31 protein-coding genes are annotated in these 22,419 nt (G+C 67.9%); 16 read left to right on the top strand and 15 right to left on the bottom strand.

What is annotated here, in order from left to right:
• The first annotated feature begins 41 nt into the window (after positions 1-41).
• On the top strand, positions 42-3,095 hold the full coding sequence (gene uvrA, locus VEC11_RS06230; RefSeq protein WP_464129774.1) for an excinuclease ABC subunit UvrA: 3,054 nt from the start codon (positions 42-44) through the stop codon (positions 3,093-3,095).
• Between the two features lie 21 nt (positions 3,096-3,116).
• On the opposite strand, the gene VEC11_RS06225 is transcribed toward uvrA, so the two are convergent.
• The 3 genes from VEC11_RS06225 to VEC11_RS06215 all read right to left on the bottom strand — a co-directional run bounded on the left by VEC11_RS06225 (position 3,117) and on the right by VEC11_RS06215 (position 5,587).
• Entirely contained in the window at positions 3,117-3,710 is a 594-nt protein-coding gene (locus VEC11_RS06225) for an RloB family protein (protein ID WP_464129802.1), read from the bottom strand.
• A complete protein-coding gene (locus VEC11_RS06220; protein WP_464129773.1) occupies positions 3,703-4,968 on the bottom strand; it encodes an AAA family ATPase in 1,266 nt (421 codons plus the stop codon). Before VEC11_RS06220 ends, VEC11_RS06225 begins: the two co-directional genes overlap by 8 nt.
• A 190-nt stretch (positions 4,969-5,158) precedes the next feature.
• The gene (locus tag VEC11_RS06215; protein WP_464129772.1) at positions 5,159-5,587 is read right to left on the bottom strand and encodes a VOC family protein; all 429 of its coding nucleotides are present in this window, start codon (positions 5,585-5,587) and stop codon (positions 5,159-5,161) included.
• A gap of 211 nt (positions 5,588-5,798) precedes the next feature.
• On the opposite strand from VEC11_RS06215, the gene VEC11_RS06210 reads away from it, so the two are divergent.
• From VEC11_RS06210 to VEC11_RS06200, 3 genes are all read left to right on the top strand, one after another.
• Positions 5,799-5,987 (top strand): hypothetical protein, encoded by a 189-nt coding sequence (locus tag VEC11_RS06210; protein WP_464129771.1) that lies wholly within the window; start codon positions 5,799-5,801, stop codon positions 5,985-5,987.
• 107 nt (positions 5,988-6,094) lie between these two features.
• A complete protein-coding gene (locus tag VEC11_RS06205) occupies positions 6,095-6,301 on the top strand; it encodes a cold-shock protein (protein ID WP_464129770.1) in 207 nt (68 codons plus the stop codon).
• Positions 6,302-6,481: 180 nt separating this feature from the next.
• Positions 6,482-6,721: a hypothetical protein gene (locus VEC11_RS06200; RefSeq protein WP_464129769.1), complete on the top strand. Its 240-nt coding sequence runs from the start codon at positions 6,482-6,484 to the stop codon at positions 6,719-6,721.
• A 185-nt stretch (positions 6,722-6,906) separates the two neighbouring features.
• Here VEC11_RS06200 and VEC11_RS06195 read toward each other — a convergent pair whose 3' ends face one another.
• Complete coding sequence (locus tag VEC11_RS06195) at positions 6,907-7,200, bottom strand: hypothetical protein (protein WP_464129768.1); 294 nt, start codon at positions 7,198-7,200, stop codon at positions 6,907-6,909.
• A 351-nt stretch (positions 7,201-7,551) separates the two neighbouring features.
• Complete coding sequence (locus VEC11_RS06190) at positions 7,552-7,959, bottom strand: hypothetical protein (RefSeq protein ID WP_464129767.1); 408 nt, start codon at positions 7,957-7,959, stop codon at positions 7,552-7,554.
• A 368-nt stretch (positions 7,960-8,327) separates the two neighbouring features.
• On the opposite strand from VEC11_RS06190, the gene VEC11_RS06185 reads away from it, so the two are divergent.
• Together VEC11_RS06185 and VEC11_RS06180 are read left to right on the top strand one after the other, a co-directional pair.
• Complete coding sequence (locus VEC11_RS06185; RefSeq protein WP_464129766.1) at positions 8,328-9,179, top strand: hypothetical protein; 852 nt, start codon at positions 8,328-8,330, stop codon at positions 9,177-9,179.
• A gap of 21 nt (positions 9,180-9,200) precedes the next feature.
• Complete coding sequence (locus VEC11_RS06180) at positions 9,201-9,584, top strand: hypothetical protein (RefSeq protein WP_464129765.1); 384 nt, start codon at positions 9,201-9,203, stop codon at positions 9,582-9,584.
• A gap of 54 nt (positions 9,585-9,638) precedes the next feature.
• On the opposite strand, the gene VEC11_RS06175 is transcribed toward VEC11_RS06180, so the two are convergent.
• Positions 9,639-9,818 (bottom strand): hypothetical protein, encoded by a 180-nt coding sequence (locus VEC11_RS06175; RefSeq protein ID WP_464129764.1) that lies wholly within the window; start codon positions 9,816-9,818, stop codon positions 9,639-9,641.
• A gap of 164 nt (positions 9,819-9,982) precedes the next feature.
• Here VEC11_RS06175 and VEC11_RS06170 point away from each other — a divergent pair, with 164 nt between their 5' ends.
• The gene (locus tag VEC11_RS06170; protein ID WP_464129763.1) at positions 9,983-10,411 is read left to right on the top strand and encodes a hypothetical protein; all 429 of its coding nucleotides are present in this window, start codon (positions 9,983-9,985) and stop codon (positions 10,409-10,411) included.
• Positions 10,412-10,536: 125 nt separating this feature from the next.
• Positions 10,537-10,992: a CHRD domain-containing protein gene (locus tag VEC11_RS06165; protein ID WP_464129762.1), complete on the top strand. Its 456-nt coding sequence runs from the start codon at positions 10,537-10,539 to the stop codon at positions 10,990-10,992.
• 13 nt (positions 10,993-11,005) lie between these two features.
• On the opposite strand, the gene VEC11_RS06160 is transcribed toward VEC11_RS06165, so the two are convergent.
• From VEC11_RS06160 to VEC11_RS06130, 7 genes are all read right to left on the bottom strand, one after another.
• A complete protein-coding gene (locus tag VEC11_RS06160; protein WP_464129761.1) occupies positions 11,006-11,356 on the bottom strand; it encodes a hypothetical protein in 351 nt (116 codons plus the stop codon).
• 75 nt (positions 11,357-11,431) lie between these two features.
• Positions 11,432-11,731: a hypothetical protein gene (locus tag VEC11_RS06155; protein ID WP_464129760.1), complete on the bottom strand. Its 300-nt coding sequence runs from the start codon at positions 11,729-11,731 to the stop codon at positions 11,432-11,434.
• A 99-nt stretch (positions 11,732-11,830) separates the two neighbouring features.
• On the bottom strand, positions 11,831-12,139 hold the full coding sequence (locus tag VEC11_RS06150; RefSeq protein WP_464129759.1) for a hypothetical protein: 309 nt from the start codon (positions 12,137-12,139) through the stop codon (positions 11,831-11,833).
• 20 nt (positions 12,140-12,159) lie between these two features.
• Positions 12,160-12,645, bottom strand: coding sequence for a hypothetical protein (locus tag VEC11_RS06145; protein ID WP_464129758.1), 486 nt, complete (start codon positions 12,643-12,645; stop codon positions 12,160-12,162).
• Complete coding sequence (locus tag VEC11_RS06140) at positions 12,639-13,106, bottom strand: hypothetical protein (RefSeq protein WP_464129757.1); 468 nt, start codon at positions 13,104-13,106, stop codon at positions 12,639-12,641. The genes VEC11_RS06145 and VEC11_RS06140 overlap by 7 nt, the downstream gene beginning before the upstream one ends.
• Positions 13,107-13,179: 73 nt before the next feature.
• The gene (locus VEC11_RS06135) at positions 13,180-14,196 is read right to left on the bottom strand and encodes an alpha/beta fold hydrolase (RefSeq protein ID WP_464129756.1); all 1,017 of its coding nucleotides are present in this window, start codon (positions 14,194-14,196) and stop codon (positions 13,180-13,182) included.
• Positions 14,193-14,915, bottom strand: coding sequence for a sterol desaturase family protein (locus tag VEC11_RS06130; RefSeq protein ID WP_464129755.1), 723 nt, complete (start codon positions 14,913-14,915; stop codon positions 14,193-14,195). Before VEC11_RS06130 ends, VEC11_RS06135 begins: the two co-directional genes overlap by 4 nt.
• Before the next feature lie 154 nt (positions 14,916-15,069).
• On the opposite strand from VEC11_RS06130, the gene VEC11_RS06125 reads away from it, so the two are divergent.
• From VEC11_RS06125 to VEC11_RS06105, 5 genes are all read left to right on the top strand, one after another.
• Positions 15,070-15,735, top strand: coding sequence for a TetR/AcrR family transcriptional regulator (locus VEC11_RS06125; protein WP_464129754.1), 666 nt, complete (start codon positions 15,070-15,072; stop codon positions 15,733-15,735).
• A 138-nt stretch (positions 15,736-15,873) separates the two neighbouring features.
• Positions 15,874-16,167 (top strand): UrcA family protein, encoded by a 294-nt coding sequence (locus VEC11_RS06120; RefSeq protein ID WP_464129753.1) that lies wholly within the window; start codon positions 15,874-15,876, stop codon positions 16,165-16,167.
• 151 nt (positions 16,168-16,318) lie between these two features.
• A complete protein-coding gene (locus tag VEC11_RS06115; protein WP_464129752.1) occupies positions 16,319-16,825 on the top strand; it encodes a RidA family protein in 507 nt (168 codons plus the stop codon).
• Complete coding sequence (locus tag VEC11_RS06110) at positions 16,822-18,408, top strand: flavin monoamine oxidase family protein (protein ID WP_464129750.1); 1,587 nt, start codon at positions 16,822-16,824, stop codon at positions 18,406-18,408. Before VEC11_RS06115 ends, VEC11_RS06110 begins: the two co-directional genes overlap by 4 nt.
• 94 nt (positions 18,409-18,502) lie before the next feature.
• Complete coding sequence (locus VEC11_RS06105) at positions 18,503-19,267, top strand: class I SAM-dependent methyltransferase (protein WP_464129749.1); 765 nt, start codon at positions 18,503-18,505, stop codon at positions 19,265-19,267.
• Here the strand turns inward: VEC11_RS06105 and VEC11_RS06100 are convergent.
• Positions 19,264-19,950 (bottom strand): helix-turn-helix domain-containing protein, encoded by a 687-nt coding sequence (locus VEC11_RS06100; protein ID WP_464129748.1) that lies wholly within the window; start codon positions 19,948-19,950, stop codon positions 19,264-19,266. The two genes, VEC11_RS06105 and VEC11_RS06100, sit on opposite strands and share 4 nt — an antisense overlap.
• A gap of 86 nt (positions 19,951-20,036) precedes the next feature.
• Between VEC11_RS06100 and VEC11_RS06095 the strand changes: the two genes are divergently transcribed.
• Together VEC11_RS06095 and VEC11_RS06090 are read left to right on the top strand one after the other, a co-directional pair.
• A complete protein-coding gene (locus tag VEC11_RS06095) occupies positions 20,037-20,489 on the top strand; it encodes a DUF6265 family protein (RefSeq protein WP_464129747.1) in 453 nt (150 codons plus the stop codon).
• A 124-nt stretch (positions 20,490-20,613) separates the two neighbouring features.
• The gene (locus tag VEC11_RS06090; RefSeq protein WP_464129746.1) at positions 20,614-21,057 is read left to right on the top strand and encodes a DUF1801 domain-containing protein; all 444 of its coding nucleotides are present in this window, start codon (positions 20,614-20,616) and stop codon (positions 21,055-21,057) included.
• Here VEC11_RS06090 and VEC11_RS06085 read toward each other — a convergent pair.
• On the bottom strand, positions 21,046-21,894 hold the full coding sequence (locus VEC11_RS06085) for a hypothetical protein (RefSeq protein ID WP_464129745.1): 849 nt from the start codon (positions 21,892-21,894) through the stop codon (positions 21,046-21,048). The genes VEC11_RS06090 and VEC11_RS06085 overlap by 12 nt on opposite strands.
• 149 nt (positions 21,895-22,043) lie before the next feature.
• Here VEC11_RS06085 and VEC11_RS06080 point away from each other — a divergent pair, with 149 nt between their 5' ends.
• The gene (locus VEC11_RS06080; protein ID WP_464129743.1) at positions 22,044-22,418 is read left to right on the top strand and encodes a BlaI/MecI/CopY family transcriptional regulator; all 375 of its coding nucleotides are present in this window, start codon (positions 22,044-22,046) and stop codon (positions 22,416-22,418) included.
• The last annotated feature ends 1 nt before the right edge of the window (position 22,419 follow it).

Here is a 22,419-nt window from a genome sequence, read left to right as displayed (position 1 = left end):
CGCCCTTTAATCACAAGAACAAATCTGGAACGGCCTCACCGATGCTGACTCATCTTTCTGTCCGCGGCGCGCGCGAGCACAATCTCAAGGATATCGACGTCGATATCCCGCGCGAGACGCTGACGGTGATCACCGGGCTCTCGGGCTCGGGCAAATCCAGCCTCGCCTTCGACACCATCTATGCCGAGGGGCAGCGCCGCTACGTCGAGTCGCTGAGCGCCTATGCGCGCCAGTTCCTCGAGATGATGCAGAAGCCCGACGTCGACCATATCGAGGGCCTCTCGCCGGCCATCTCGATCGAGCAGAAGACGACGTCCAGGAATCCGCGCTCCACGGTCGCCACCGTCACCGAGATCTACGATTATATGCGGCTGCTCTGGGCGCGGGTCGGCGTGCCTTACTCACCCGTCACCGGCGAGCCGATCGCCGCGCAGACGGTCAGCCAGATGGTCGACCGGACCATGCAGCTGCCCGAGGGCACGCGCCTCTATCTGCTCGCCCCGGTCGTCCGTGGCCGCAAGGGCGAGTATCGCAAGGAGCTGGCCGAATGGCAGAAGGCCGGCTTCACGCGGGTCCGCATCGACGGCAAATTCTACGAGATCGAGGAGGCGCCCGCCCTCGAGAAGAATTTCAAGCACGACATCGAGGTGGTGGTCGACCGGCTGGTCGTGCGCGGGGGCATCGAGACCCGCCTGGCGGACAGCCTCGAGACCGCGCTCAAGCTCGCCGACGGCCTCGTCTATCTCGACCCGGCCGACGCGCCGTCAGCGGCGGTCAACGAAGCACGCCAGACCTTCACGCCCGAGCCCTCGGACGACGATGAGTCCACGGAGCGCACCGGCGTCGCCGCCGCGCTGGAGGCCGCGGCCGAGCGCAACGTCCTCGCCACCCACGCCCCCGAGGGCCGCATCATTTTCTCCGAGAAGTTCGCCTGCCCGGTCTCCGGCTTCACCATCGCCGAGATCGAGCCGCGCCTTTTCTCGTTCAACGCCCCGCAGGGCGCCTGCCCGGGCTGCGACGGGCTCGGCGAGAAGCAGCTCTTCGATCCGGAGCTGATCGTCCCCAACGAGGCGCTCTCCATCAAGAAGGGCGCGATCGTCCCCTGGGCCCGCTCCAACCCGCCCTCGCCTTATTACATGCAGGTCCTCGGCAGCCTCGCCCGCGAGTTCGACTTCAGCCTCGACACGCCCTGGCAGGAGCTCCCGCCCGAGATCCACGACATCATCCTGAACGGCACCAGGGGCCGCCCGGTCACCCTGCGCTTCGTCGACGGCCGCAAGTCCTACGAGGTCAACAAGGCGTTCGACGGCGTGATCGGCAATCTCAACCGCCGCATGCTGCAGACCGAGAGCGCCTGGATGCAGGAGGAGCTCTCCAAATATCAGAGCCCCGCCCCCTGCGAAATCTGCCACGGCGCCCGCCTCCGCCCGGAGCCGCTCGCGGTGAAGATCGCCGGCGAGCATATCAGCCAGGCCACCGCCCGCTCGGTCCGCCATGCGCTGGCCTGGTTCTCCACGCTCGAGGAGAAGCTCACCCCGACCCAGCAGGAGATCGCCCGCGCCATCCTCAAGGAGATTAACGAGCGGCTCGGCTTCCTCAACAATGTCGGCCTCGACTATCTCGACCTGAACCGCACCTCGGGCACGCTCTCCGGCGGCGAGAGCCAGCGCATCCGCCTCGCCAGCCAGATCGGCTCGGGCCTCTCCGGCGTGCTCTACGTGCTCGACGAGCCCTCGATCGGCCTCCACCAGCGCGACAATGACCGCCTCCTCGTCACCCTCAAGCGCCTCCGCGATCTCGGCAACACCGTGCTCGTCGTCGAGCATGACGAGGATGCGATCCGCCAGGCCGATTATGTGATCGACATGGGCCCGGGCGCCGGCGTCCATGGCGGCGAGATCGTCTGCCACGGCCAGCTGGACGAGGTGCTCGCCTGCACCGACAGCCTCACCGCCGACTATCTCACCGGCCGCCGCGCCGTCCCGCTCCCGCCCTTCCGCCGCCCCGGCACCGGCAGGAAGCTCACGCTCAGCGGCGCCCGCGCCAACAACCTCAAGGATGTCACCGCCTCGATCCCGCTCGGCACCTTCACCTGCATCACCGGCGTCTCCGGCTCGGGCAAGTCGAGCTTCACCATCGACACGCTCTACGCCGCCGCCGCCCGCCACCTGAACGGCGCCCGCGTCACCGCCGGCCGCCACGAGAAGATCACCGGCCTCGAATATCTCGACAAGGTGATCGACATCGATCAGTCGCCGATCGGCCGCACCCCGCGCTCCAACCCGGCCACCTATACCGGCGCCTTCACCAACATCCGCGACTGGTTCGCCGGCCTGCCCGAGAGCCAGGCGCGCGGCTACAAGCCCGGCCGCTTCTCCTTCAACGTCAAGGGCGGCCGCTGCGAGGCCTGCTCGGGCGACGGCCTGATCAAGATCGAGATGCACTTCCTGCCCGACGTCTACGTCACCTGCGACGTCTGCCACGGCCAGCGCTACAATCGCGAGACGCTGGAGGTGAAGTTCAAGGGCAAGTCGATCGCCGACGTGCTCGACATGACCGTCGAGGACGCCGCCGAATTCTTCAAGGCCGTCCCCCCGATCCGCGACAAGATGCGCATGCTGGAGGAGGTCGGCCTCGGTTACATCAAGGTCGGCCAGCAGGCGACCACGCTCAGCGGCGGCGAGGCCCAGCGGGTGAAGCTGGCCAAGGAGCTGTCGCGGCGGGCGACCGGGCAGACGCTCTACATATTGGACGAGCCGACCACGGGGCTGCATTTCGAGGATGTGCGGAAATTGCTGGAGGTGCTCCACGCGCTGGTGGAGCAGGGGAACAGCGTGGTGGTGATCGAGCATAACCTCGAGGTCATTAAGACCGCGGACTGGATCATCGACCTTGGGCCGGAAGGGGGCGACAAGGGCGGGGAGGTCGTGGCCGAGGGGACGCCGGAGGATGTGGCCGAGGCGCCGCGGTCTTATACGGGGCAGTATCTGAAGGATATTTTGGCGCGTTCTGAGCGGGCGGAGTCCGGGCCGGCGATGAAGCTGAGCAAGGGGCGGGCCCGGGCTCCGAAGCGGGAGCGGGAGGCCGCTGAGTGAGCCCTGGGCTTCATTGAAGGATTATTTCAGGTTTTGATTCAGCTTGCGAACCAAATGATGAACTTGGGTTGACGGGTTTACCGTTTGCCTAGTGTCTAACCAGGCTCCATTCGCGACTGCCGCGTCCGTGCGAGGCAGCAGAGTGTAGAAGGGTGCTACCTTAGAGCTGCGTGTATATTGGGGGATGTGGGCCGCCACTTGCGCTACTGCATCCGCCTCCGAAGTGATTGCTCGGTCGGTGCGCTCAAAATGGAGAAGGAGCCAGATTTCGAAGCTACGTCTCGATAAGCACAGTTTGATCGCATGCTTAGCAGCTTGAGCAAAAGCCTGCTCCAACGTTTGATCAGTTGAATCGTCTACGTCACAAACGCACCAGAATTCGGCGAAATCGCGAGCGCGACGCGCATGCCTCGAGGCCATTTCAACGGCCCGTAGCGGATTGCCCCCACTCCGAATGAAAATAGGCTCCAAGGTTAATCGTGCTGGGGGAAGGATGAGTTGCCAGCCCCGAAAATATGAGTCCTCGGTTTTCTCCCCGTCATATGCAACAATAATAGTATAATCGTTGGCAGAGCGACCAGCGGCTTTACGTTCAAGTTTCCTCGGGTTAGGCACCGGCACGGTCACTCGGCTTCAGCGTGGTCGTGTTGATCAGTTCAATCCACTCTGGGCTTATCCCCAAAGAGGGCAATGCCCCATATCTCCCTCGAAGATAGCCGGCTTCAAAATTCTCGTCCTTCCGAGGAGAGAATTCCAGTAGTGAGTATACACTCGACTTGCCATCCTCTTTCTCGACAAACCATACTTGATCGCGTCGCAGGTGTTTGAGATTCAAAAGCCTACTCTCATGAGTTGAAAATACCAGTTGCGCTCCATTAGGGTTTGACGCTTTATTTTGAAATATGGCCACAATGCGGCTCGCCAGGTGAGGGTGCATGCTAGCTTCCAGTTCGTCTATCACTAGCACTCCGCCAACCAAAAGGGCGGTAATTAGCTCGCCCGCAACCGCATACAATTTCTTGGTTCCTCGTGACTCCCTGTCAAACGGCAGTCTCTCAACTTCCCCAACAATGTTCACAAGGAACTCAGTCCGGATCCTTAGATTCTCGCGGAAGAATCTCTCGGCATCATCTCGTGAAGTGTCGTCTGAAGGGCCGTCCTCAGTAAGAAGCTCAACGTCACTGATGCTTTCATCCGCGAGTCTCAGAGTAGGAAGCAGCAAGCGCTTGAATTTCGGGAAATCGCGAGCTAATCGAGCCGTAAATTGAACCTCAAGACCTTGAGTGGCGGGGTCTGTTTGTTGAAATACGCGCTCTGTGAACCAGTTATAAATACGTAAGCAGTCCTCTTGGTTATCTTGGGCTCCGGCGGATACAAAAAGGCTATTTTGTCGCGTCCGGCGGGCTGTCGATGAATTATCCCGCTTTCCTCCCTTGAGAAAGCTACCGAATTCGAAAGAGTCGTCATGACTAACGGCGTCGCCTCGACTCCGTCTATGAAATAGTATCCTTTCACGACCCTTTGGATAGCTATAAAGCCACTCCTCACAGAAATGTGTGATAGTGCCACAAAAGCCGTAGCGATAACGGACCTCGTCAAGCATAATTTCAACTTCGAAGAGCGAGGTTCCCTTCCTATTAGCGGTATGGGGGTCAATTTGAGTACTAGAGTCGGGCTTCCAGCGGGCATGGGAAGCGCCGACGGCTTCTTTCATGTATGCTAGCGCTTTGAGTAAGTTTGTTTTGCCCGATGCATTTGAGCCGTAGATAGCAACAGCAGGCAGAATCTTGAGTCTTGGGCCGGCTTGGATGGGGGTGTCGGGAAGAGACTTTTCGCTGCTCTTCGCGATGGCACTCAGGTGCGCCTCGTCCAAGAACGATTTATAGTTTCTGACCTTGAAGGATATGAGCATCGCGGCCTCGGCTGGCATCGTGTTTCCGAGTTCTCATAGCATTGTTCGTGGGATTTCCACAAAAAACCGCCTGAAGGCGATCATGGCCACATGAATGAGGTCGATTCTGGTAGATACGGGGGCGTTTACGGTGCCAGGTTACTGAATGCATCTAACTCACCGGGAAGCCCGCCGCCGAGCGCTCAAGAACCTCCCCCACCCCGATCAAATTCCCCTCGCTGTCCCGAAACCAGCCGCCCCGCTCGCCAGTCCCCTTGCTCGGATACTGCCCCTCGATCGTCGCGATGCCGTCCTCCGTCCTGAGCCCCGGCAGGTCATACTCCTCGAACCGCACCCCGCGCGCCTTCAGCGCCGCCGCCGTCGCCTTTATGTCCGCCACCTCGAACGCCAGCTGGGTGAACGACCCGTCCGACGCGCCCGCCGACTGGAAGACCACGAACTCGCAGCCCCCCACCAGATAGCGCAGCCCGCCCGGCCTTTCCTCCGCCGGCTCCAGCCCGAGCTTGTCCCGATACCAGGCCCGCGCCCGCTCCAGATCCTGCGCCGGCAGCCTCGCCGCCACGCGTGTGGGTTTCAGCATCATTGCCTCCTTCGTCGGGACCGGGGACGGTGCACTAACGCCTCACCTCCCGATTAGGCATTCCCCCCGAACCATGCTAAGCCCCGCTCATCGCCGGCCTCCACCTTTCGTGAGCCTGCCGGCGGCTGAGAGACTGCGGGGCCTGCCCCGCTCCGTTCGGCGGCCCGGCCGCCCTCCGCGCGCTCCCGCTTGCATGTAAGGAGCGCCCGTCATGGACCTCAATGCCCTGATTCACCGCGAGGGCGTCGAACGCCTGCGCGCGATCGCCGCCGGCTGTATCGCCTCGCGCGACGCCCATCTCGGCCTCGCCGATCTCTATCGCGACCGCATCGACATCCGCCGGCGCGCCACGCTCACCGCGGCCGGGCTCGGCCCCGGCGTCCGCGCGCCCCGCCTCTAAGGGGTGGCGCCGGCCTCCGGTCCCGCCGGGGGCCGGCGCCTGTTCCCCGCAACCCGAACCAAGGGACGCGCCAGTTCCGGCTTCGTCCACCTGAAAGGAACAGGTCAATGCCCATCGGTAAAGTGAAATTCTTCAATGCGGCCAAGGGCTACGGCTTCATCACGCCGGAAGGTGGCGGGAACGACGCCTTCGTCCATATCAGCGCGCTGGAGAAGGCCGGCATGGGGACGCTCGCCCCCGAGCAGCGCGTCTCCTACGAGCTCGAGCAGGACCAGCGCGGCAAGACCAGCGCGGTCAACCTGCAGAACGCCTGACCCTTGCCGCCGTTCGCCCGGTTTTCCCCGGGGCGGGCGGCGTGCCCCATGGCTCCGGCGCCGCCGCCTTCTCTCCGGTTGGCGGCCGTGCCGAACCGGGGGCACCGGCGGGGGCGCGGATTCGAATAGCGGGCCGCGGCCCCCGCCGGCATATCTTTCCCGCTCCGGAGGCGCAGACCCGTGACCACGCTCGCTTTCTACGAGGAACGCGCCACCGAGGCCCGGCAGGCCGCCGACGCGACCACGCTGGCCAACGTCCGCGCGCGCCATCTGCGCGCCGCGGCCGCCTGGGAGGAGATGGCCGCGCGCGCCTCCCGCACCGCCCGCTTCCGCGAGGAGGAGGCGGTCCGCCGCGCGATGCGCGAGGACGCTGCCGCCCTGATTCTCTCCGCCGCCAGTTTCGCCCGCCGCGGGCATTAGCGGCCCGACGGACGTTCCCGGCTCCGAAACGGCAGGCCAGAGCGTCATTCTCCATGGTCCCGCCCGGTGGGCCGGCCGCCGTCTGCACGGGGCCTGCGCATGCGGTGCTCGCCGTCGCGCCCTGGCGCAGGCCTTGCCTTGGCTCCGGAACGGACCGGGGCGTGGGCGGCCGGTGCCGCGAAACGTCAGCGCGTCAGATTGCAGATCCGGAAGGGCGACCCGGAATAGACCGGCGAGGAATAGAAAGTGATCCCGGTATAGGACGCATCCCCCGCGCATCGCCGCCCGAGCGCGACGCAGCTTGCGTTCGTCGTGCCGTAAGTGACCACGATACGGCTGCCGTCGGTCATGAACACGACGCAGTGGGTGGCCACCCCGGGACCGCTCACCTGGGCTTCGACGGATGCCGAACTTCCCGTCGCCGCGGCGGCTCCTGCGGAGCCAAGCAGAATTGCGGCCGCCAAAGACATTGACTTCATTGCTTCCTCCCTTGTTCGGCGCGAATCGCCGATCGAAGGATCGTCTGAAGTCCCGCCGTCCGCGCGTGATCCGGATCACGGTTGCCGGGTGAGGCGCCCGCATCGGGCGGTCGCGGTCCTCCGCTCCCAGGGCGCGCGCGCTCCACCGCAACCAAAGCGCGCCCCGCCATTATCCCTCCGTTCCTGAAACGAGGACAGAGACGATGCGCAAGGCATTGTGTCTGGCCCTGGCCGCCTCCGCGGCCGGCGGCTGCACGACCTATGGCGCCGACTATGCCACCTGGGCGGCCTATAATTATGACAAGCCGGACCCGCGCCAAGGCGGCTATTATCCGGAGCGTTCGTCACGCTCTAGTGGAACTCGACATAGGCGGGGGCGCGGACCAACCGCCCCCGGCACCAGCGCGAATTGTCTGGCCAGGGATCGCGGCCGTTGCGGTAGGTATAGCGGGCGGTGTTCCAGCCGTGCCGCAAGACCCGCCGCCCCGGGTGGGCCCGGACCTGCGCGCCCAGCCAGCTGTCGAAGGCGGCGCGGAGCGCGCTCCGTGCGCGCTCGGCCCTGTGGCAGTTGCGGACTCCGCGCCAGCCCGCCGCACGCGGCGCCAGATCGGCCTCGATCCGGAGCGTGCTGCCGGGGCGGATCGCCGCCGCGACCTCGGGCGTCGGCTCGAGCGTCCGGTTGGCGGGCAGTGTCTGCGCCGCCGCGGGCGGCGCCACGCACAGGGCCAGCAGGCCGGAAATTGCGATTATCATGCGCATCGATCGTCTCCCCTCTGGTTGGTGGACGATCCGTACAGGCATGAGCGCGGGCGATGCGTGATCGCCGTCACGCTTCGGTGCCGCCCTGGCTTTGGCTCCGGAACGGGCCAGCCTCGCCTTGCAATGTAGGATTTCCTCTGTCCTACGCTTGCCGATGGTCAGCCCTCGCACCCGCCCGCCGGGCGGCCCTTGTGCCGCCGATGCCCGCCGCGCGGCGCTGCCCAAGGCTGTTGGATTATCGTGTCAGCTTTGTCAGGTTCCAGACCGTCAGCTTCCGTCGCCGGTCATCCCCATGGCCGGTGCGAACATTCGGACCATCCGCCCGGCCCCTCCTTGCGACCCCGAAACGGCCCGCTTACACTCGCCTCATGCTGAAGGGCCGCACCTGGATCGGGATGCTGACCGGTCTTGCCGGCGCCGGCCTGATGGGCTGGGCCCTGTTCACCGCCTTCACCGCGGCCTGCCTCGAGAGCGCCGCCCGGGTCGCCGCCTCCGGCAGCTGCTCGTCCAGCCCGTCCGGCTGGGTCGCGCTCGCCATTCCGGGCGGGATCGTGCTCGCGGTGATCGGGATGTTCCTGGGCGGCGGCTTCCTGGTCTTCGCGGGCCTGTTCCTCGCGGTCGGCCTCTCCGCCCTGATCCCGACCTGGCTCGGGCTGATGCCGGACATGGAGCTGTTCGGCTGGCTGTTCGGCGGCATCTTCTTCCTCTGCGGGCTGCTGCCGCTCTTCCTCGGCCTGGCCGGGGGGCGGATGCTCGCGCGAAAGCGCGAGCTGGCCGAGACCCTCTACCAGACAGGCGCGAAGGGGGTCGGCACGATCGTCGAGGTCACCGACACCGGCATGACGATCAACGACAATCCGCACGTCAAAATCCGCATGCGCGTCGACCCGATCGACGGCGGGCCGCCGGTCGAGCGCAGCAAGACGGTGACCGTGTCGCGGGTCGCGATCCCGCGCGCGGGCGAGCGCTTCCCGGTCTGGTACGACCGGGCCGACGAGGAGAAATGGATGTTCGGGGTCGACATGGAAGACAGCGCGCCCGCCGACGTGAAGGACATGTTCGCCCGCGCCCGCGCCGCCGGGGGCGATGCCGCGGACGAGGCGGATGACAGCCCGGTCGCCGAGCTGGAGCGGCTCACCGGGCTCTGGAAGGACGGCGCCCTCACCGACGCCGAATTCGCCGACGCCAAGGCCTGGCTGCTCCCGAAGATCGGCCGCTGATGTCTGGAAGGAGATGATGCGATGCGCCTGCCGACAAGCCTGATCCTGCTCGCTGCGCTCGCCGGCTGTGGCTCATCGGGGCAGCAGCCCGGCAATGCCGCCGTCAATGCTGCCGCGCCGCCTGGCCCCGCCGCTCCTGCCAATGCTCTCGCCACGCCGGCCCCCGCCGCCGCCGACGCCGCGGGGCTCGCCGCCTTCCGGCAGGATGCGATGCGCGGCTGCGTCGAAGGCGGCCGGGAAACGGCGCCGCCGGGCACGCCGGTCGACCGGCATTGCGCCTGCGCCGTCGATCGCGTCATGGCCGGCCGCACGCTCGCCCAGCTCGAGGCCGAGGAGCGCTCCGGCGACTATGAGAGCCGCTTCCAGGGCACGATGAGCGCCTGCATCGCCGAGACCGGCGGCTAGGCCGGTCGCCCGCCTCCCTTCCCCGTCCGGTCGGGACCGGCCCGCGCTGCGCGCTCAGCTGGTGCCGCTGGCGTCGGTGCCGATATAATTGCCCTGGATCACATTGCCCGGCCGGCGCGGCGGCGGCGAGGGCGGCGGCGGGGGCGGCGGCGTGTTGCCCGCACCTGTCACCTCGTCCAGCGCCTCGTCGGCGATCGGCTCCGCTTCCTGCTTAGGCTTCCTGTCCCTGGCCATGTCGCGTCTCCCCGGCCGGCGGTCCCTGCCCGCCACCGGCAGTCAACCGTCCGCCGCGGCAATCGTTCCGCGCCCGACTCGATTGCGGCGACGGCGCTTGCCCGCGTTCACCATGTCTTACCAATTCCGCATCATAAATGCCTCCCATCTGTCGGAGGCGGACGATGAAGACGGCGAAATCCTGGTTCGGGCTGGTCGGGGCGCTGATTCCGATCCTGTTCTTCGGCGGGCTGTTCCTCTATTTCACGAGCGTCAACAATGCGTCCTACGGCCTGCTGGACGGCGCCCTCGGCCCGACGCGGATCGGCCTCGGCGCGCTCACCATCCTCTTCGCCCTGCTGTTCCTGTGGCGGCTCAAGACGGCCGCGACCCCGCCGCCGCCCAGGGCCGGCCTGAGCGCGACCGACGGTGCGATCGAGGAGCCGAAGAGCGATTTCGACGCCGATGCCGCCATGGCGCGCTATCTCGCCCGCCGCGGCGCCGGCACGGCCGTGCCGCCCGGCGCTCCGTCGGGCGCGCCGGCGTCCTTCGGTGGCGAGACGCCGCCCCGTCCGCCCGCCGGAAGCTTCGGCCGCAAGGGCACGTTTCAGTAGGGCCGGGCTCCGGCCCTCCGGGGGAACCCGCACGGTCTCCGCCCGTTCCTAGGCCAGCGCGCCCTCCGGTGCGGCCCTTGTCGTGCCCGTCGTCGGACGCCCGCGCGCCAGCAAGGAGCATCATCATGACTGCACACCTTCCGTTTGCCGCGGCGCTTGCGGCATTCGCCACCGCCGCCGTCGCGTCCGCCGGGCAGCCCGCCTCGCCGCCCGACCCCGAGGGTGGCCGTCCCTACACCGTCGCGCTGACCGGCGCCGCCGAGCGGCCCGGCCCCGGCGATCCCGACGGCAGCGGCACCGCCACGCTCCGGATCAATGCCGGCCAGGGCCAGGTCTGCTACACGATCAACGTCGCCAATATCGACGCCGCCACGCTCGCCCATATCCATCGCGGTGCGGCGGACGCCGCCGGCCCGGTCGTGGTCAATTTAGATCCGCCCGCCGACGGGTCGAGCGAAGGCTGCGTCAGCGTCGCGCGCGAGCTTGCCCAGGAGCTGATCCGGACGCCCGCGGGCTTCTACGTCAACGTCCACAACGCCGCCTTTCCCAACGGCGCGGTGCGCGGGCAGCTGGCCCGCTGACGAGGCCCCCGCGTCAGGCGACGCTCAGCCAGAATTCGAAGCCGACATAGCGCTCGGTCGCGCCATGATTGTCGGACTTGATGGCGAAGGTGGCGGCCTGGCCGGGGTCGAGGATGATGTTGTAGATCACCTGCAGATTGGCGAGGTCGAAATTCGCATCGGTCGCCGTTCCTGCCGGAGCGCCGCCATGGAGCAGGGTCAGCGACGCGGTCGAGCCGCCGCCGCCGCGATGGAAGCCGTAGGCCCGGGTCCGGATCCGCACGGGCACGCCATAGGGGCCGAGCTGGGCGGCACGCACGCCGCGTCCGTTCAGATAGAATTCGCGATCCTGCTGCGGCAGCGTCGCATTCTTGAAGGTCTCCATTGTCCCTCTCCTCTCTCGGGGGAAGGACGGATAGCGCCGGGGCGGAGGCTCGCCGCGTGACCGCGATCACGGCGCTCAGCGCCGGCAGACCCGGCGCCCGGCGCGGGGCTCGAGGCGCGGGCCGAGCAGGCCCTCGCCGCGCCAGCGCACCGCGACCATGCGGACGTCGACATGGCAGCGGCCCGCGGTCAGTCGCCAGGTGTCCGCCGCGACCAGCTCGAGGCGGGTGACCGGGAAGAAATCGGCGAGTGCGGGCAGGTCGATGATCTGCCGAAGCTGGCCACGCTGCTGCATGTTGGCCGGGACCGCCGCCGCCGCCGGCCCGGCCGCCAGCAGCGCCGCACCCATGCCCAGTGCCACAAGCCCGCTCCGCATGCGCCTTCCTCCCGCCCTCGAATGTGGCGCAACCCTGCCAGCCCGCCGCTGAACGGAGCCGAAATCGTGTCGCAAAGGCGAGGAGTCGGGCGCGACGCGCTACCGCCGGCAGATGCGGCGGCCGGCCCGGGCCTCGAAGCGGCGGGCGCCGACGACGTTGCGCGGGGTGGGCAGGTCGACGATCCTGACGTCGAGATGGCAGCGGCCGGCGCTGAGACGATAAAGGTCCCGCGCCGCATATTCGATCCGCTCGATCGGCTCGAGATCGAAGGCGCGGCCGACCTCGGGCAAGGCAAGCACCGCGCGCAGCTCGGCGAGGCGCTGGTAATTGGGGGGCAGCGCCGCAGCCGCGGGCGTGGCTGTGAGCGCAGTCAGCGCGCAGGCGGCAGCGATCGGCAAGAGACGCATGACAAATCCTTTCCTGCTGCTCATCGTCGGCGGGTAAAGCGCAACGTGCAGTTCCGCGCCTCCGGGCTTGCGCCGGCGGGCGTGCCGAAGCTGATGCCGCTCAGCACCAGCTCGCCATCGGGCGTGATCGTGGCGCTCCCGTCGAGGTCGACGTCGCGCGGGATGGAATTGCCGCGTTCGACGGTCATGCGCAGCGCCCCGCTGGCGGGGTCGTGGCGATAGGGGCCCCAATAATCATGATAGGTCTCGAATGCGCCGAAGGTGACGAGCGCGCGCCCGCCCGGCTCGAACTCCAGTTCCTCGACCTTGGCCGGCGGCGGCGTTCCAGTCGCGCAGGGCGGGTTCGTCTGGGTCCAGAGGCCGACGAGCGGCGAGGTGACGGACGCCTGCTGCGCCGCAGTGGCCGCGGCGGTTTCATTCCCGCCGACCTGCGGTCCCTTGTCATTGCCAGCCGCGCCGCTGCAGGCGCCGAGCGCGAGCGCCAGCAGCGCCGCTCGGCTCAGCATCGCACGCCCTGCTGGAGGGGGTCGGCATGGTTGCCGCGATCGGAGTCGCTGCAGTGACGCGTGCGCCCCGGCGGAAGGCGCGGATTGGGGGTCTGGCCGTTGCAGCGCACCCCGCGCCCGCCGGGATCGGCTCCGGGCCCGCCGTCCGAGTCGGAGCAGTTCGGGGCCGGGCCGGAGTAGCGGCCGTGCCCGGACGGCGTCCCTTCCCGGCGCGTGGGCCCGCGGCCGCGGCAGCGCGGATCTCCGGTCGGGCCCGTGTCGCTATCGGTATATTGATTGCGTTGGCCGGTGCCGTAGCCGGGCCTGTCATGCCCGCTGCCAGAGTCGCAATCGGTCACCCCCGAATAGGTCTGGGCTCCGACCGGCTCCACGATCAGTGCCGCTGCGCCGCCCGCCACGATCATTCCTCCGGCGACCCTCGTCACAAATGAACGGCGATTGAGCTTGCGCGCGGTGTTCATTGGCCTCTCCCTCCGCGTCAATCGCCGCATCATCTGCCCCGCCCGCGTCTCCGGCAAGCGGAATCTGCGGGAATTACGGCATGCCGGGCGGCAGAGGCGCGAGCGCCCCGTTGGGCCGCTGTCCCGCCGCGGCACAGGACAAGCCGCAACCGCCCGCCGACCCTCCGGCCGCCGGCTCCTGCGCGAGGAACCGCGCAAGAACCGGACCGAGCTCTTCGGGCCGCTCGAGGATGAGGTTGTGGCCGAGCGCCGGGAAGACGTGCGCCTCGGATCCCGGATAAGCGGCGACCAGCGCCGCATGATGCTCGGCCGGGAACAGCTCGTCGCGGCCGCCGGAGAGGATCTGGACCGGCGCCCGCACGTCCGCCGCGAGGCGGCCCACCGGAACCTCCACCAGGCTCCGCAGCACGCCCCGCCAGACATGCGGCGGAGTCGCCGCGATCTCCGGCTCGTAATAACGGGTGAGCACGGGATCGACCGGGGTCGGGCTGGACCTCGGGCCCCAGAGCCGGAGGAACTCCGCATTGGCGGGATTGCCGGCGATCGGCTCGCGCAGACCCATGACTTGCGTCCAGATCCAGTCGCCGCGACGGACCGGCACTAGCGCGGTGGAGCCGATCAGGACGATGCGGGTCACCCGCTCCGGATATTCGGCGGCAAGTGTCTGGGCGACCATGCTGCCCATCGAATGGCCGACTATGGCGGCACGCTCGACATGCATCGCATCCAGGAACAGCCGCGCATCCTCGGTAAAGTCCGACGGCCCGTAGCAGCAGCGCGGCGCCGACGACGCGCCATGGCCGCGCTGGTCGGGGATCAGGATGCGATGCCCCGCCAGCCAGGGCGCGAGGATCGTCCAGACGCGGCTGCTGTCGGTATAGCCATGGAGCAGCAGCAGCGGCCTGCCCGCGGGATTGCCGAGCTCGACATAAGCGAGCCGGACGCCGTTCGGCAGCGCCACCGTCCGCTTCCGCGCCGCCCAGCCCGCCTGGTCGATCGGCGGGCCGGCCGGCTGGGCATAAGTGGCAGGCACGGCGAGGACGAGCAGCACGCAGAAGAGGAGGGTCGTGCCCATGATGATCCGGCTCATGCGATCACCCTCCCGGCCAGCATTGCGCCGACGCGCGCCGAACCGCCTTCATAGAAGCCGCACTGGCCGTCGAAGGTCTTCGGGTTGTGGAAGGTGCCGAAGATCATGTCGAACACGGGCAGGTCGCCGTAATTGCGGGCATGGACGCCCCGCTCGTGATGGCAGGAGTGGCTCTCCGGCCGCTGAATGAGATAGCCCACCCAGCGCGGCGTCCTGATGTTGGTGTGCTGGAACATGCCCATGAAGGTGGAGGCGACGTTGATCACGATCGCCGCTTCCGCGCTGATCCCGAAGCCGAGCACCAGCGCCAGGCTGCCGAGGAACGCCCAGCCGAGCATGTCGAGCGGGGAGAAATAGAAGGCGCCCCAGATATCCACGCGCTCGGCGCTGTGGTGCATCTGGTGGAACCAGCGCCACAGCAGAGGCACGTTGTGCATCGTCCGGTGCCAGACATAGATGAACAGCTCGAGCAGGAGGAAGCCGCCGAGGATCTGCGCCCAGAGTGGCAAAGTGTCGGCCGCGAACAGGCGGTGCTCGCCGAGCCAGGCGTCCCACAGCAAGGGCGCGTAGGTCGCCGCCGCGAAATAGACGAGGGTCGAGACGATGCCCTTGATCCGCCAGTGGCGAACGTCGGGGTAGCGCCGCGCGCTGAACGCCAAGTCCGCCGCCGCGAAGGCGGCGAACAGGCCGAGCGCGATATAATGGTAAAGCCCTAACATGACTTGCTCCCGGATAATCCAGTGATTGAACCGGCGGCGTAATTATGCTTGTGGCGCCCCGCTCTCTAGAAGCTTTGCGGTCGCTTTTCCAGAAAATGGCGAAAATCGCGCATTTCGGGTAGTTTGTCGGGCGTTCGGGGAGCGGAGAAAAGTGATGGTCGAGAAGCTCGTCGAGAAAACCGCACCTGCGGTACAGTTATCGGGTGCCGGCGCCACCAAGGGCGAGCGCACGCGGGCGCGGATCCTCGACGTCGCCTATGATTCGATCGTCCACAAGGGCTTCGCCGCGACCTCGATCGACGAGCTGGTCGAGGCGGCGGGGATCACCAAGAGCGGCTTCTTCTACCACTTCAAGGACAAGAACGACCTCGCGCGACAGCTGCTCGAGCGCTTCCTGGCCGAGGACAATGAGATCCTCGACACGCTGGAGCAGCGCGCCCGCGCGCTGGCCGACGATCCGCTGCAGAGCTTCCTCATCTTCCTCAATCTCTATGCCGAGATGATGGACGAGATGCCCGACCTGCATCCCGGCTGCCTGGTCGCGACCATCACCTATCAGGAGCAGATGTTCGACAGCGCCGTGCGCGAGATGAATGCGGAGAGCGTCATCGCGCTGCGCCTGCGCTTCGCCAACTGGTTGCTGGAGATCGCGGCCCGCCATCCGCCCAGATATCCGGTCGACCTGCATGCGATGGCCGACAATGTGACGGTGATCGTGGAAGGCGCGATCATCCTTTCCAAGGCGCTGAACGACCGCGGCCTGATGGGCCGGCACACGCGCCTCTTCCGGGACCATGTGAAGCTCGTCTTCGGCGCCTGACGGGCGCAGCGCATCCATAAATACTCCTTATAGTCTCTGTCGCTCGTTTCGTTGGCGAACGGGCGCGGGCTGAAGCATATGGGCTCTCGTTCCGGCGCGCGGCGGAACATGACTGAAAGCCCCCACAGGAGAATTGCCATGTTGAAGCCCGTTCTTTTCGCCGCCGCGGCTTTTGCCTCGGCCGTCAGCCTCTCGCCGGCGTTCGCGAAGCCCATCGCCCCCGAAGTCCGTGTCGTCTCCTATGCCGATCTCGACCTGTCCACCGCAGCCGGCCAGGCCCGGCTGGACCGCCGGATCGAGGCCGCCGTGCGCGACGTCTGCGGCGAGGCGGCCAGCTTCGATCTCGCCCGCAGGCAGGCGGTGCAGGATTGCATCGCCGAGACCCGCGCCAATGTGCGCCGTCCGGCGCCGGTGACCGCCGGCACCCACTAAGGGATAAAGCAGCCTTGTCCCCGGCTGCCAGGGCGGCGCTCCCATCGGGGCGCCGCCCTTTCCTTTGTCGACGTCCAGGCGCCATTCGCAGAACGGGCAGGTGACGCGCGCGCCGCGCCGGGCTAGCCTCGCGCACAAGGGGGACTCGCGCATGCGCCTTTCGATCCTGCTTGCCGCCGCTTTCGCCGCCGCCACGGCCGCCCGGGCGCAGGAGGTCCGCAGAGTCGGGCCGCCGCAATCCCCAATCTCCTCGTCGGTCGAAATCCCCTGGGGCAGCCGGCTCGTCTACGTCAGCGGCACCGTCCCCGATCCGGCAGATGCGAACGCGCCGCAGGGTTCGGTCCAGCGTTATGGCGACACTGCGACCCAGACCCGGTCGGTCCTGCGCAAGATCGAGGCCGAGCTTCGCCAGCACAATCTCTCGCTGCGCGACGTGGTGATGATGCGCGTCTTCCTCGTCGCGCCGGCCGGGCAGAGCCGCATGGACTTTGCCGGGATGATGACCGCCTATCGCGAATTCTTCGGCACCGAGGCGCAGCCGATGCGCCCGGCCCGGTCAACGATGCAGGTCGCAGGCCTGGTCGATCCGGGCTGGCTGGTCGAGATCGAGGTCACCGCGGCGACGCCAGCAATGGCGCAGCGGGGAGGCGGGCAATGAGCCTCACGCGCAGGGTGTTCCTCGAGCGCCTCGGCGCGATCGGCGGCTTCAGCGCGGCCTATCTCGGCATGGAGGCGCTGGGGCTGCTGAACGTCCCGCCCGCCTCGGCCGAGCCGTTCGAACTGCCGCGCGGCACCGGCCGCGGCCGCAAGGTGATCGTCCTTGGCGCCGGCATCGCCGGCCTGGTCGCGGCCTATGAGCTCGGCCGCGCGGGCTGGGACGTGACCGTGCTCGAGGCGCGCGACCGCATCGGCGGCCGGGTCTGGACCGTGCGCGGCGGCGACCGCGTCGTGCAGACCGGCCGGCCCGACCAGCTCTGCCGGTTTTCGGACGGCCTCTATCTCAATGCCGGGCCCGCCCGGATCCCGCACCACCACCACGTCATCCTCGGCTATGCGAAAAGGTTCGGCGTGGCGATGGAGGTGATGGTCAATTCGAACCGTGCCGCGCGCTCCGAGTTCGGCGGCCGGATCTACAGCAATCGCCAGCTCACCTACGACACGCGCGGGCGCTTCAGCGAGCTGCTCGCCAAAGCGATCGACGGGGGCGCGCTCGATGGCGAGCTGCGGGGCGGCGAGAAGGAGGCGATGCGCCAGTTCCTCGCTTTCTACGGCAGCCTCGGCAATGGCGGAACCTATGTGCCGGACGGCCGCTCCGGCTTCGATCCGCTGCCGGGCGGCTATCGCGAGACAGGCCGGCCGGTGGCCAGGGCGCTGACCGCCGCCGACCTGATGCGGATCGGCCCCACCGCCGGCTTCCCGATCGTCTTCGAGGACATTTTCGACATGCAGGCGCCGATGTTCCAGCCGGTCGGAGGCATGGACCGGATCGCCCATGCGCTCTACGAGCAGGTGCGATCCCGGGTGCGCCTGAGCAGCCCGATCACGGCGATCCGGCGGCGCGGCGACGGGGTGCGCATCCATCACGGCCCCGGCGACCGCGCGCTCGACGCGGACTTCTGCATCTGCACGCTGCCGCTCAACCTTCTCGGTCGCCTCCAGACCGATTTCTCGCCGGCCAAGCAGGCCGCGATCCGCGAGAACAGCAACTATCTGGCAAGCACCAAGGTCGGGTTCGAATCGCCGCGCTTCTGGGAAGAGGAGGGGATTTTCGGCGGCCTCGCCTGGACCGAGCGGCCGAACGAGAACATCTTCTACCCGTCGGATGGCTGGCTCTCGGACAAGGGCGTGCTGGTCACCGCTTATGCGTCCGGGTGGACCGGGCAGAACCATCCGGCCGAGTTCATGGCGATGAGCCACGAGGAACGGTTCCGCGTCTGTCGGGAATCCGTGGAGGCGCTGCATCCGGGCAAGGCGCGGCTGCTCGGCCGGCCGGTCACGGTCTCTTGGCCGCTCACGCCCTGGTCCGAGGGTGTCGGCCCGGTCGGCCCCGCCTTCGGCGGCGGGCCGCAGGGCGGGACGCGCACCGCCGCCTATGAGGAGCTGTTGCGCCCGGAGGGCCCGATCCTCTTCGCCGGCGAGCATCTGTCCTACGTGCCGTTCTGGCAGGAAGGGGCGGCTTTGTCCGCGCATGCCGCGCTGCGCGTGCTCGCCGAGCAGGCGGCGGCACGCCGCGCGGCCTGAGGCTTCCGTCGAAGCGGAGCAGAGCTCCGTCGAAACGGGATGGGAGGCATTGGTGGAGCGATTAGCACCACCGCAACATTTGGGAGGGACTGCCATGAAGAAGCTGATCTTTGCCGCGGCGCTTGCCCTTGCGCCGCTCGCGGCCGCCCAGGCCGTGCCCGCCGATGTCGCGACTGCGGTTTCGGCGCCGGGCAGACCGGCCGATGCGGTCGCGCTCGACGAGGTGCGCAAGCCCGTCGAGGTGCTTCGCTGGCTCGGCCTGCGGCGCGGCGACCGCGTCTTCGATTTCCTCACCGGTAACGGCTATTATGCCGAGATCATGGCCCGCGCCGTGGGGCCGACCGGCCACGTGACCGGCTGGAACACGCCGAGCTTCATGCGCAACGAGCGCATCCGCACCGCGCTGAACGGGATTCACGAGCGGAGCCCGAACACCGCCTTTTACGGGACTCCGAACAATGCCTTCGCGTTGCCTGAACAGGCCTATGACTTCATCCTGCTCCATCTGGTCTATCACGACACCTATTGGGAGAGCGAGCGGTTCGGGATCCACCGGATCGATCCCGGCACGATCACCGCTGCCTTGTTCCGGGCGACCAGGCCGGGCGGTACGGTCGCCGTGATCGACCATGTCGCCGCGGAAGGCCGCGACACCCGCGCCGAGGTGGAGGCGACCCACCGGATTCTGCCGGCGACCGTGCGTGCCGATTTCGAGCGGGCGGGCTTCGAGTTCGTCGCCGAATCGGACATGCTCCGCAATCCGGCGGACGACCGCAGCAAGAACGTGTTCGATCCCGGCATCCGCGGCCGCACGGACCGCTTCATCTACCGCTTCCGGCGGCCGCTCCGCTCGCGCTAGGTCAGGAACGGCCCCTTCGCGCTGCGCCGGGCGTGCCTGGCGGGCACGCCGGCCATGGCGCGGAACTCGCGCGCCATATGCGCCTGGTCGGCAAAGCCTTGCGCCGCCGCATGGTCGGCAAGCGAAGGCTGGTCGGGCACCCGCTCGAACGCCTTCTGGAAGCGGAGCAGCCGCAAATAGCGACGGGGCGGCAGGCCGACACGGCGCGCGAACCAGCGCTGCAGGGTGCGCGGGCTCATGCCGGTGCCGCGGGCCATGTCCTCGACGGTGGCGGCGGCGAGGATCGCGCGGCCGACGGCGGCGAGCTCGGTCTCTCGGGCCAGGCGCGCCTCGATCCCGTCGAGGCCGGGTCCGTCATAGGGGAACCAGCGGCCGCGCAGCGCCGCCAGCGGCCGGTCGCCGACCACGCCCCAGGCCCATGGCCAGAGCCGGATCGCCTCGAACGAGGCGTCGCCGCTGATCTCGAAGCCTTCCGGCCGCTCGATCAGCCCGACGGCGAAGCGCGCCGGCTGGTCGGTCCCCCAGCGTGAGCGCCCGGCGCGGCGGCAGATGATCTCGACGCAACCGTCCGGCACCGCCTGCTGGCCGACCCAATCGCCGGGGGCGCCCTTCCCGGCCAGTGTCCAGCGGACCTTGACCAGGCCCTCCAGCGCGGGCGGCGGCGGCTCTTCCCGATAGTCCATCGGCGGGATGAGACCCCTTTTGTCGCATCCGTTCAAGACGGCCGCGTCACGATCGGCCATGATGCGCGCGAACGAGGGAGGCCTAGATGAAGAGACTGTTCGCTGCCGGGCTGGCGCTGCTGCTCATGGGGCAGGCGGCCCCGCCCGCCAGCGTCGCCGATCTGGCCTGGATGAGCGGGCGCTGGGAAAGCGTCTCGGCCAACGGACGCTGGACCGAGGAGAGCTGGTCGGCGCCGCGCGGCGGCGTAATGCTGGGCTACAGCCGCTCCGGGGCCGGCCAGAGCTTGCGCGAGTTCGAGTTCCTCCGTCTGCAGGCGGGCAGCGACGGTATCCCGGCCTATCTCGCCCAGCCTGGCGGCCGCCCGGCGACGGCCTTCCGACTGACCGCGCGCGAGGGACAGAGCGCCACCTTCGACAATCCGCAGCACGATTTCCCCCAGCGCATCCGCTATGTCCGGACGGGCGACCGGATGGTGGCGACGATCTCGCGACTCGACGGCTCCAACGCGGTGAGCTGGACCTTTCGCCGCCGCGACTAGGAGGGGCGGCGCGCCCGCACCGGAGGCGGTGGCTGCAGCTTCCTGTGCGGCGATCAGCCGGCTCTTTCCCGACGCCTGATCCCGCGCCATGCTCGGGCCCGCGCGACTCGCGGCGGAGGGCAGAATGGCGGAGATCAAGACCAGGGCGACCGAGGTGTCGGTGGACGATTTCATCGAGGCCCTGCCCATCCCGCAGCGGCGCGAGGATGCGAAGAAGCTGCGCGCGATGTTCGAGCGGCTGACCGGAGAGCCCGCGAAGATGTGGGGCCCGACGATAATCGGCTTCGGCCAATATCATTATAAATATGCCAGCGGGCATAGTGGCACGATGGCCCGGATGGGCTTTTCGCCGCGCAAGGCCGAGCTGGTGCTCTACGTTCTGACCGAGGAGGGCGGGGAGCGGGAGAAGGCCCAGCTTGCGCGGCTCGGCAAGCACAAGACCGGCAAATGCTGCCTCTACATCAAGAAGCTCGAAGACGTGAACGAGGCCGTGCTGGAGGAGCTGACCGCGGACACGCTCGCCTACATGAACCGGAAATTTCCCGAGGACGCCTGCTCAGCGGCGTAGCTGGGCGGTGCGCCGGACGAGCGCGGCCTCCCAGGCGGCCATGTCGAAATTCTGGGGATCGTCATGCGCTTCGGGAATCCCCGAATCGATGAGCGCGTGGAAGCCGGGGATCAGCCAGCGCCCGCCGCGCACGCTCGCCAGGATGTAGAGCAAGGCGAGCCGGTCATATTGCGCCGCGGTGAAGCCCGGCACCGGCGCGCGGCTGTGATTGCCGGGCGGGCCCGACGGCTCGTTGAGCCGGATCTGGTTCAGCTCGTTGTGCAGGAACAGGCCCTTGGCGTGGCCGCCGCTGATCGTGTCGCGCTCCCGCTTCGTCGCCCGCCAGGGAATGGCATAATCATGCGAGAAGAGGATTTCGCCACGCCGGTTGGTGAAGGTGTGAGCGACCTGGGTGCCGTCCGGATAGGTCCAGCCCAGCTCGTTCGCCAGTTCCGAGTCGTTCGAGGGGAAGTCCGGGAGCTCGAGCTCCCGGCTGGTGTCGTGGATCACGAAATAGCGGGCGAAGGGCGCCTGCGGATCGTTGTTCCGGGCGCGGGACAGGGGCGTCTCGACGCTGGCGGCCAAGGCCGGCAGCCGCTCCGCCGCGAGCAAGGCGCGCAGCCGCCCGCGGTCGATCCGGACCCTCTTGCCGACATGCGCCTCGAGGAAGCGCCCGAGCCGGCGGCGCGGCGGTCCGATCTCGCCGTGGATCATGACCGGGCTCAGCAGGCAGCGCGCCTGCTCGATCGGCGAGCCCGCGAAAGACAGGCGCCCGACGTCGAAGGCGCAGCGCGCCGGCCCCGGCTGCTGGTTGTTCAGCAGCGCGGCGGCCAGGAGCAGGAGCGGCGAAGCAAGCATCGGCCCTGCCTAACGCGGCTTGCGACCCTGGCCAAATGGCGCGGTTCACGCCCGCTTCATCTTACGGCGACGAAATGACAGCAGGGCGCGACGAAACCACTTGCATCCTGCCACAAATGTGACATGCTACAGATGTAGCAATGTAAGGCATGATGATGATCGATTCTCTACCAAGACGCGAACGCGAGCTGTTCGAGTTGCTGTGCAGCGCCGGCGAGGCCACGGCGGCCGAGCTGCGCGCTTCCATGAAAGAACCGCCGTCCTATTCGGCGGTCCGCACCTTGCTGGCCCGACTCGAGGCGCGCGGCGTGATCAAGCACCGCACGGTAGACCAGGCCTATGTCTATCGCAGCGTCGCGCAGCCGGCGAAGGTCCGCGAGACCGCCATGAACCAGATGGTCCGCACCTTTTTCGACGGCTCGGCGGCCAATGCCGCCACCGCCTTGCTCGGGTTGACCAAGAGCCTGTCAAAAGACGAGATCGACGCCCTCCAGCGGGCGATCGACGAAGCCAGGGAGCGTTGAG

It is taken from the genome of Allosphingosinicella sp., assembly GCF_035626655.1.
GTDB lineage: Bacteria > Pseudomonadota > Alphaproteobacteria > Sphingomonadales > Sphingomonadaceae > Allosphingosinicella.
The sequence above is the reverse complement of the archived record's forward strand: the minus strand, read 5'-3'. Positions and strand labels throughout refer to the sequence as shown.

Excerpts from the sequence above, each read along its gene's own strand:
- uvrA (WP_464129774.1), top strand. The coding sequence starts at position 42 with ATGCTGACTCATCTTTCTGTCCGCGGCGCGCGCGAGCACAATCTCAAG.
- VEC11_RS06215 (WP_464129772.1), bottom strand. The coding sequence starts at position 5,587 with ATGCTGAAACCCACACGCGTGGCGGCGAGGCTGCCGGCGCAGGATCTG.
- VEC11_RS06210 (WP_464129771.1), top strand. The coding sequence starts at position 5,799 with ATGGACCTCAATGCCCTGATTCACCGCGAGGGCGTCGAACGCCTGCGC.
- VEC11_RS06205 (WP_464129770.1), top strand. The coding sequence starts at position 6,095 with ATGCCCATCGGTAAAGTGAAATTCTTCAATGCGGCCAAGGGCTACGGC.
- VEC11_RS06195 (WP_464129768.1), bottom strand. The coding sequence starts at position 7,200 with ATGAAGTCAATGTCTTTGGCGGCCGCAATTCTGCTTGGCTCCGCAGGA.
- VEC11_RS06190 (WP_464129767.1), bottom strand. The coding sequence starts at position 7,959 with ATGCGCATGATAATCGCAATTTCCGGCCTGCTGGCCCTGTGCGTGGCG.
- VEC11_RS06185 (WP_464129766.1), top strand. The coding sequence starts at position 8,328 with ATGCTGAAGGGCCGCACCTGGATCGGGATGCTGACCGGTCTTGCCGGC.
- VEC11_RS06180 (WP_464129765.1), top strand. The coding sequence starts at position 9,201 with ATGCGCCTGCCGACAAGCCTGATCCTGCTCGCTGCGCTCGCCGGCTGT.
- VEC11_RS06175 (WP_464129764.1), bottom strand. The coding sequence starts at position 9,818 with ATGGCCAGGGACAGGAAGCCTAAGCAGGAAGCGGAGCCGATCGCCGAC.
- VEC11_RS06170 (WP_464129763.1), top strand. The coding sequence starts at position 9,983 with ATGAAGACGGCGAAATCCTGGTTCGGGCTGGTCGGGGCGCTGATTCCG.
- VEC11_RS06165 (WP_464129762.1), top strand. The coding sequence starts at position 10,537 with ATGACTGCACACCTTCCGTTTGCCGCGGCGCTTGCGGCATTCGCCACC.
- VEC11_RS06160 (WP_464129761.1), bottom strand. The coding sequence starts at position 11,356 with ATGGAGACCTTCAAGAATGCGACGCTGCCGCAGCAGGATCGCGAATTC.
- VEC11_RS06155 (WP_464129760.1), bottom strand. The coding sequence starts at position 11,731 with ATGCGGAGCGGGCTTGTGGCACTGGGCATGGGTGCGGCGCTGCTGGCG.
- VEC11_RS06150 (WP_464129759.1), bottom strand. The coding sequence starts at position 12,139 with ATGCGTCTCTTGCCGATCGCTGCCGCCTGCGCGCTGACTGCGCTCACA.
- VEC11_RS06145 (WP_464129758.1), bottom strand. The coding sequence starts at position 12,645 with ATGCTGAGCCGAGCGGCGCTGCTGGCGCTCGCGCTCGGCGCCTGCAGC.
- VEC11_RS06140 (WP_464129757.1), bottom strand. The coding sequence starts at position 13,106 with ATGAACACCGCGCGCAAGCTCAATCGCCGTTCATTTGTGACGAGGGTC.
- VEC11_RS06135 (WP_464129756.1), bottom strand. The coding sequence starts at position 14,196 with ATGAGCCGGATCATCATGGGCACGACCCTCCTCTTCTGCGTGCTGCTC.
- VEC11_RS06130 (WP_464129755.1), bottom strand. The coding sequence starts at position 14,915 with ATGTTAGGGCTTTACCATTATATCGCGCTCGGCCTGTTCGCCGCCTTC.
- VEC11_RS06125 (WP_464129754.1), top strand. The coding sequence starts at position 15,070 with ATGGTCGAGAAGCTCGTCGAGAAAACCGCACCTGCGGTACAGTTATCG.
- VEC11_RS06120 (WP_464129753.1), top strand. The coding sequence starts at position 15,874 with ATGTTGAAGCCCGTTCTTTTCGCCGCCGCGGCTTTTGCCTCGGCCGTC.
- VEC11_RS06115 (WP_464129752.1), top strand. The coding sequence starts at position 16,319 with ATGCGCCTTTCGATCCTGCTTGCCGCCGCTTTCGCCGCCGCCACGGCC.
- VEC11_RS06110 (WP_464129750.1), top strand. The coding sequence starts at position 16,822 with ATGAGCCTCACGCGCAGGGTGTTCCTCGAGCGCCTCGGCGCGATCGGC.
- VEC11_RS06105 (WP_464129749.1), top strand. The coding sequence starts at position 18,503 with ATGAAGAAGCTGATCTTTGCCGCGGCGCTTGCCCTTGCGCCGCTCGCG.
- VEC11_RS06100 (WP_464129748.1), bottom strand. The coding sequence starts at position 19,950 with ATGGACTATCGGGAAGAGCCGCCGCCGCCCGCGCTGGAGGGCCTGGTC.
- VEC11_RS06095 (WP_464129747.1), top strand. The coding sequence starts at position 20,037 with ATGAAGAGACTGTTCGCTGCCGGGCTGGCGCTGCTGCTCATGGGGCAG.
- VEC11_RS06090 (WP_464129746.1), top strand. The coding sequence starts at position 20,614 with ATGGCGGAGATCAAGACCAGGGCGACCGAGGTGTCGGTGGACGATTTC.
- VEC11_RS06085 (WP_464129745.1), bottom strand. The coding sequence starts at position 21,894 with ATGCTTGCTTCGCCGCTCCTGCTCCTGGCCGCCGCGCTGCTGAACAAC.
- VEC11_RS06080 (WP_464129743.1), top strand. The coding sequence starts at position 22,044 with ATGATGATGATCGATTCTCTACCAAGACGCGAACGCGAGCTGTTCGAG.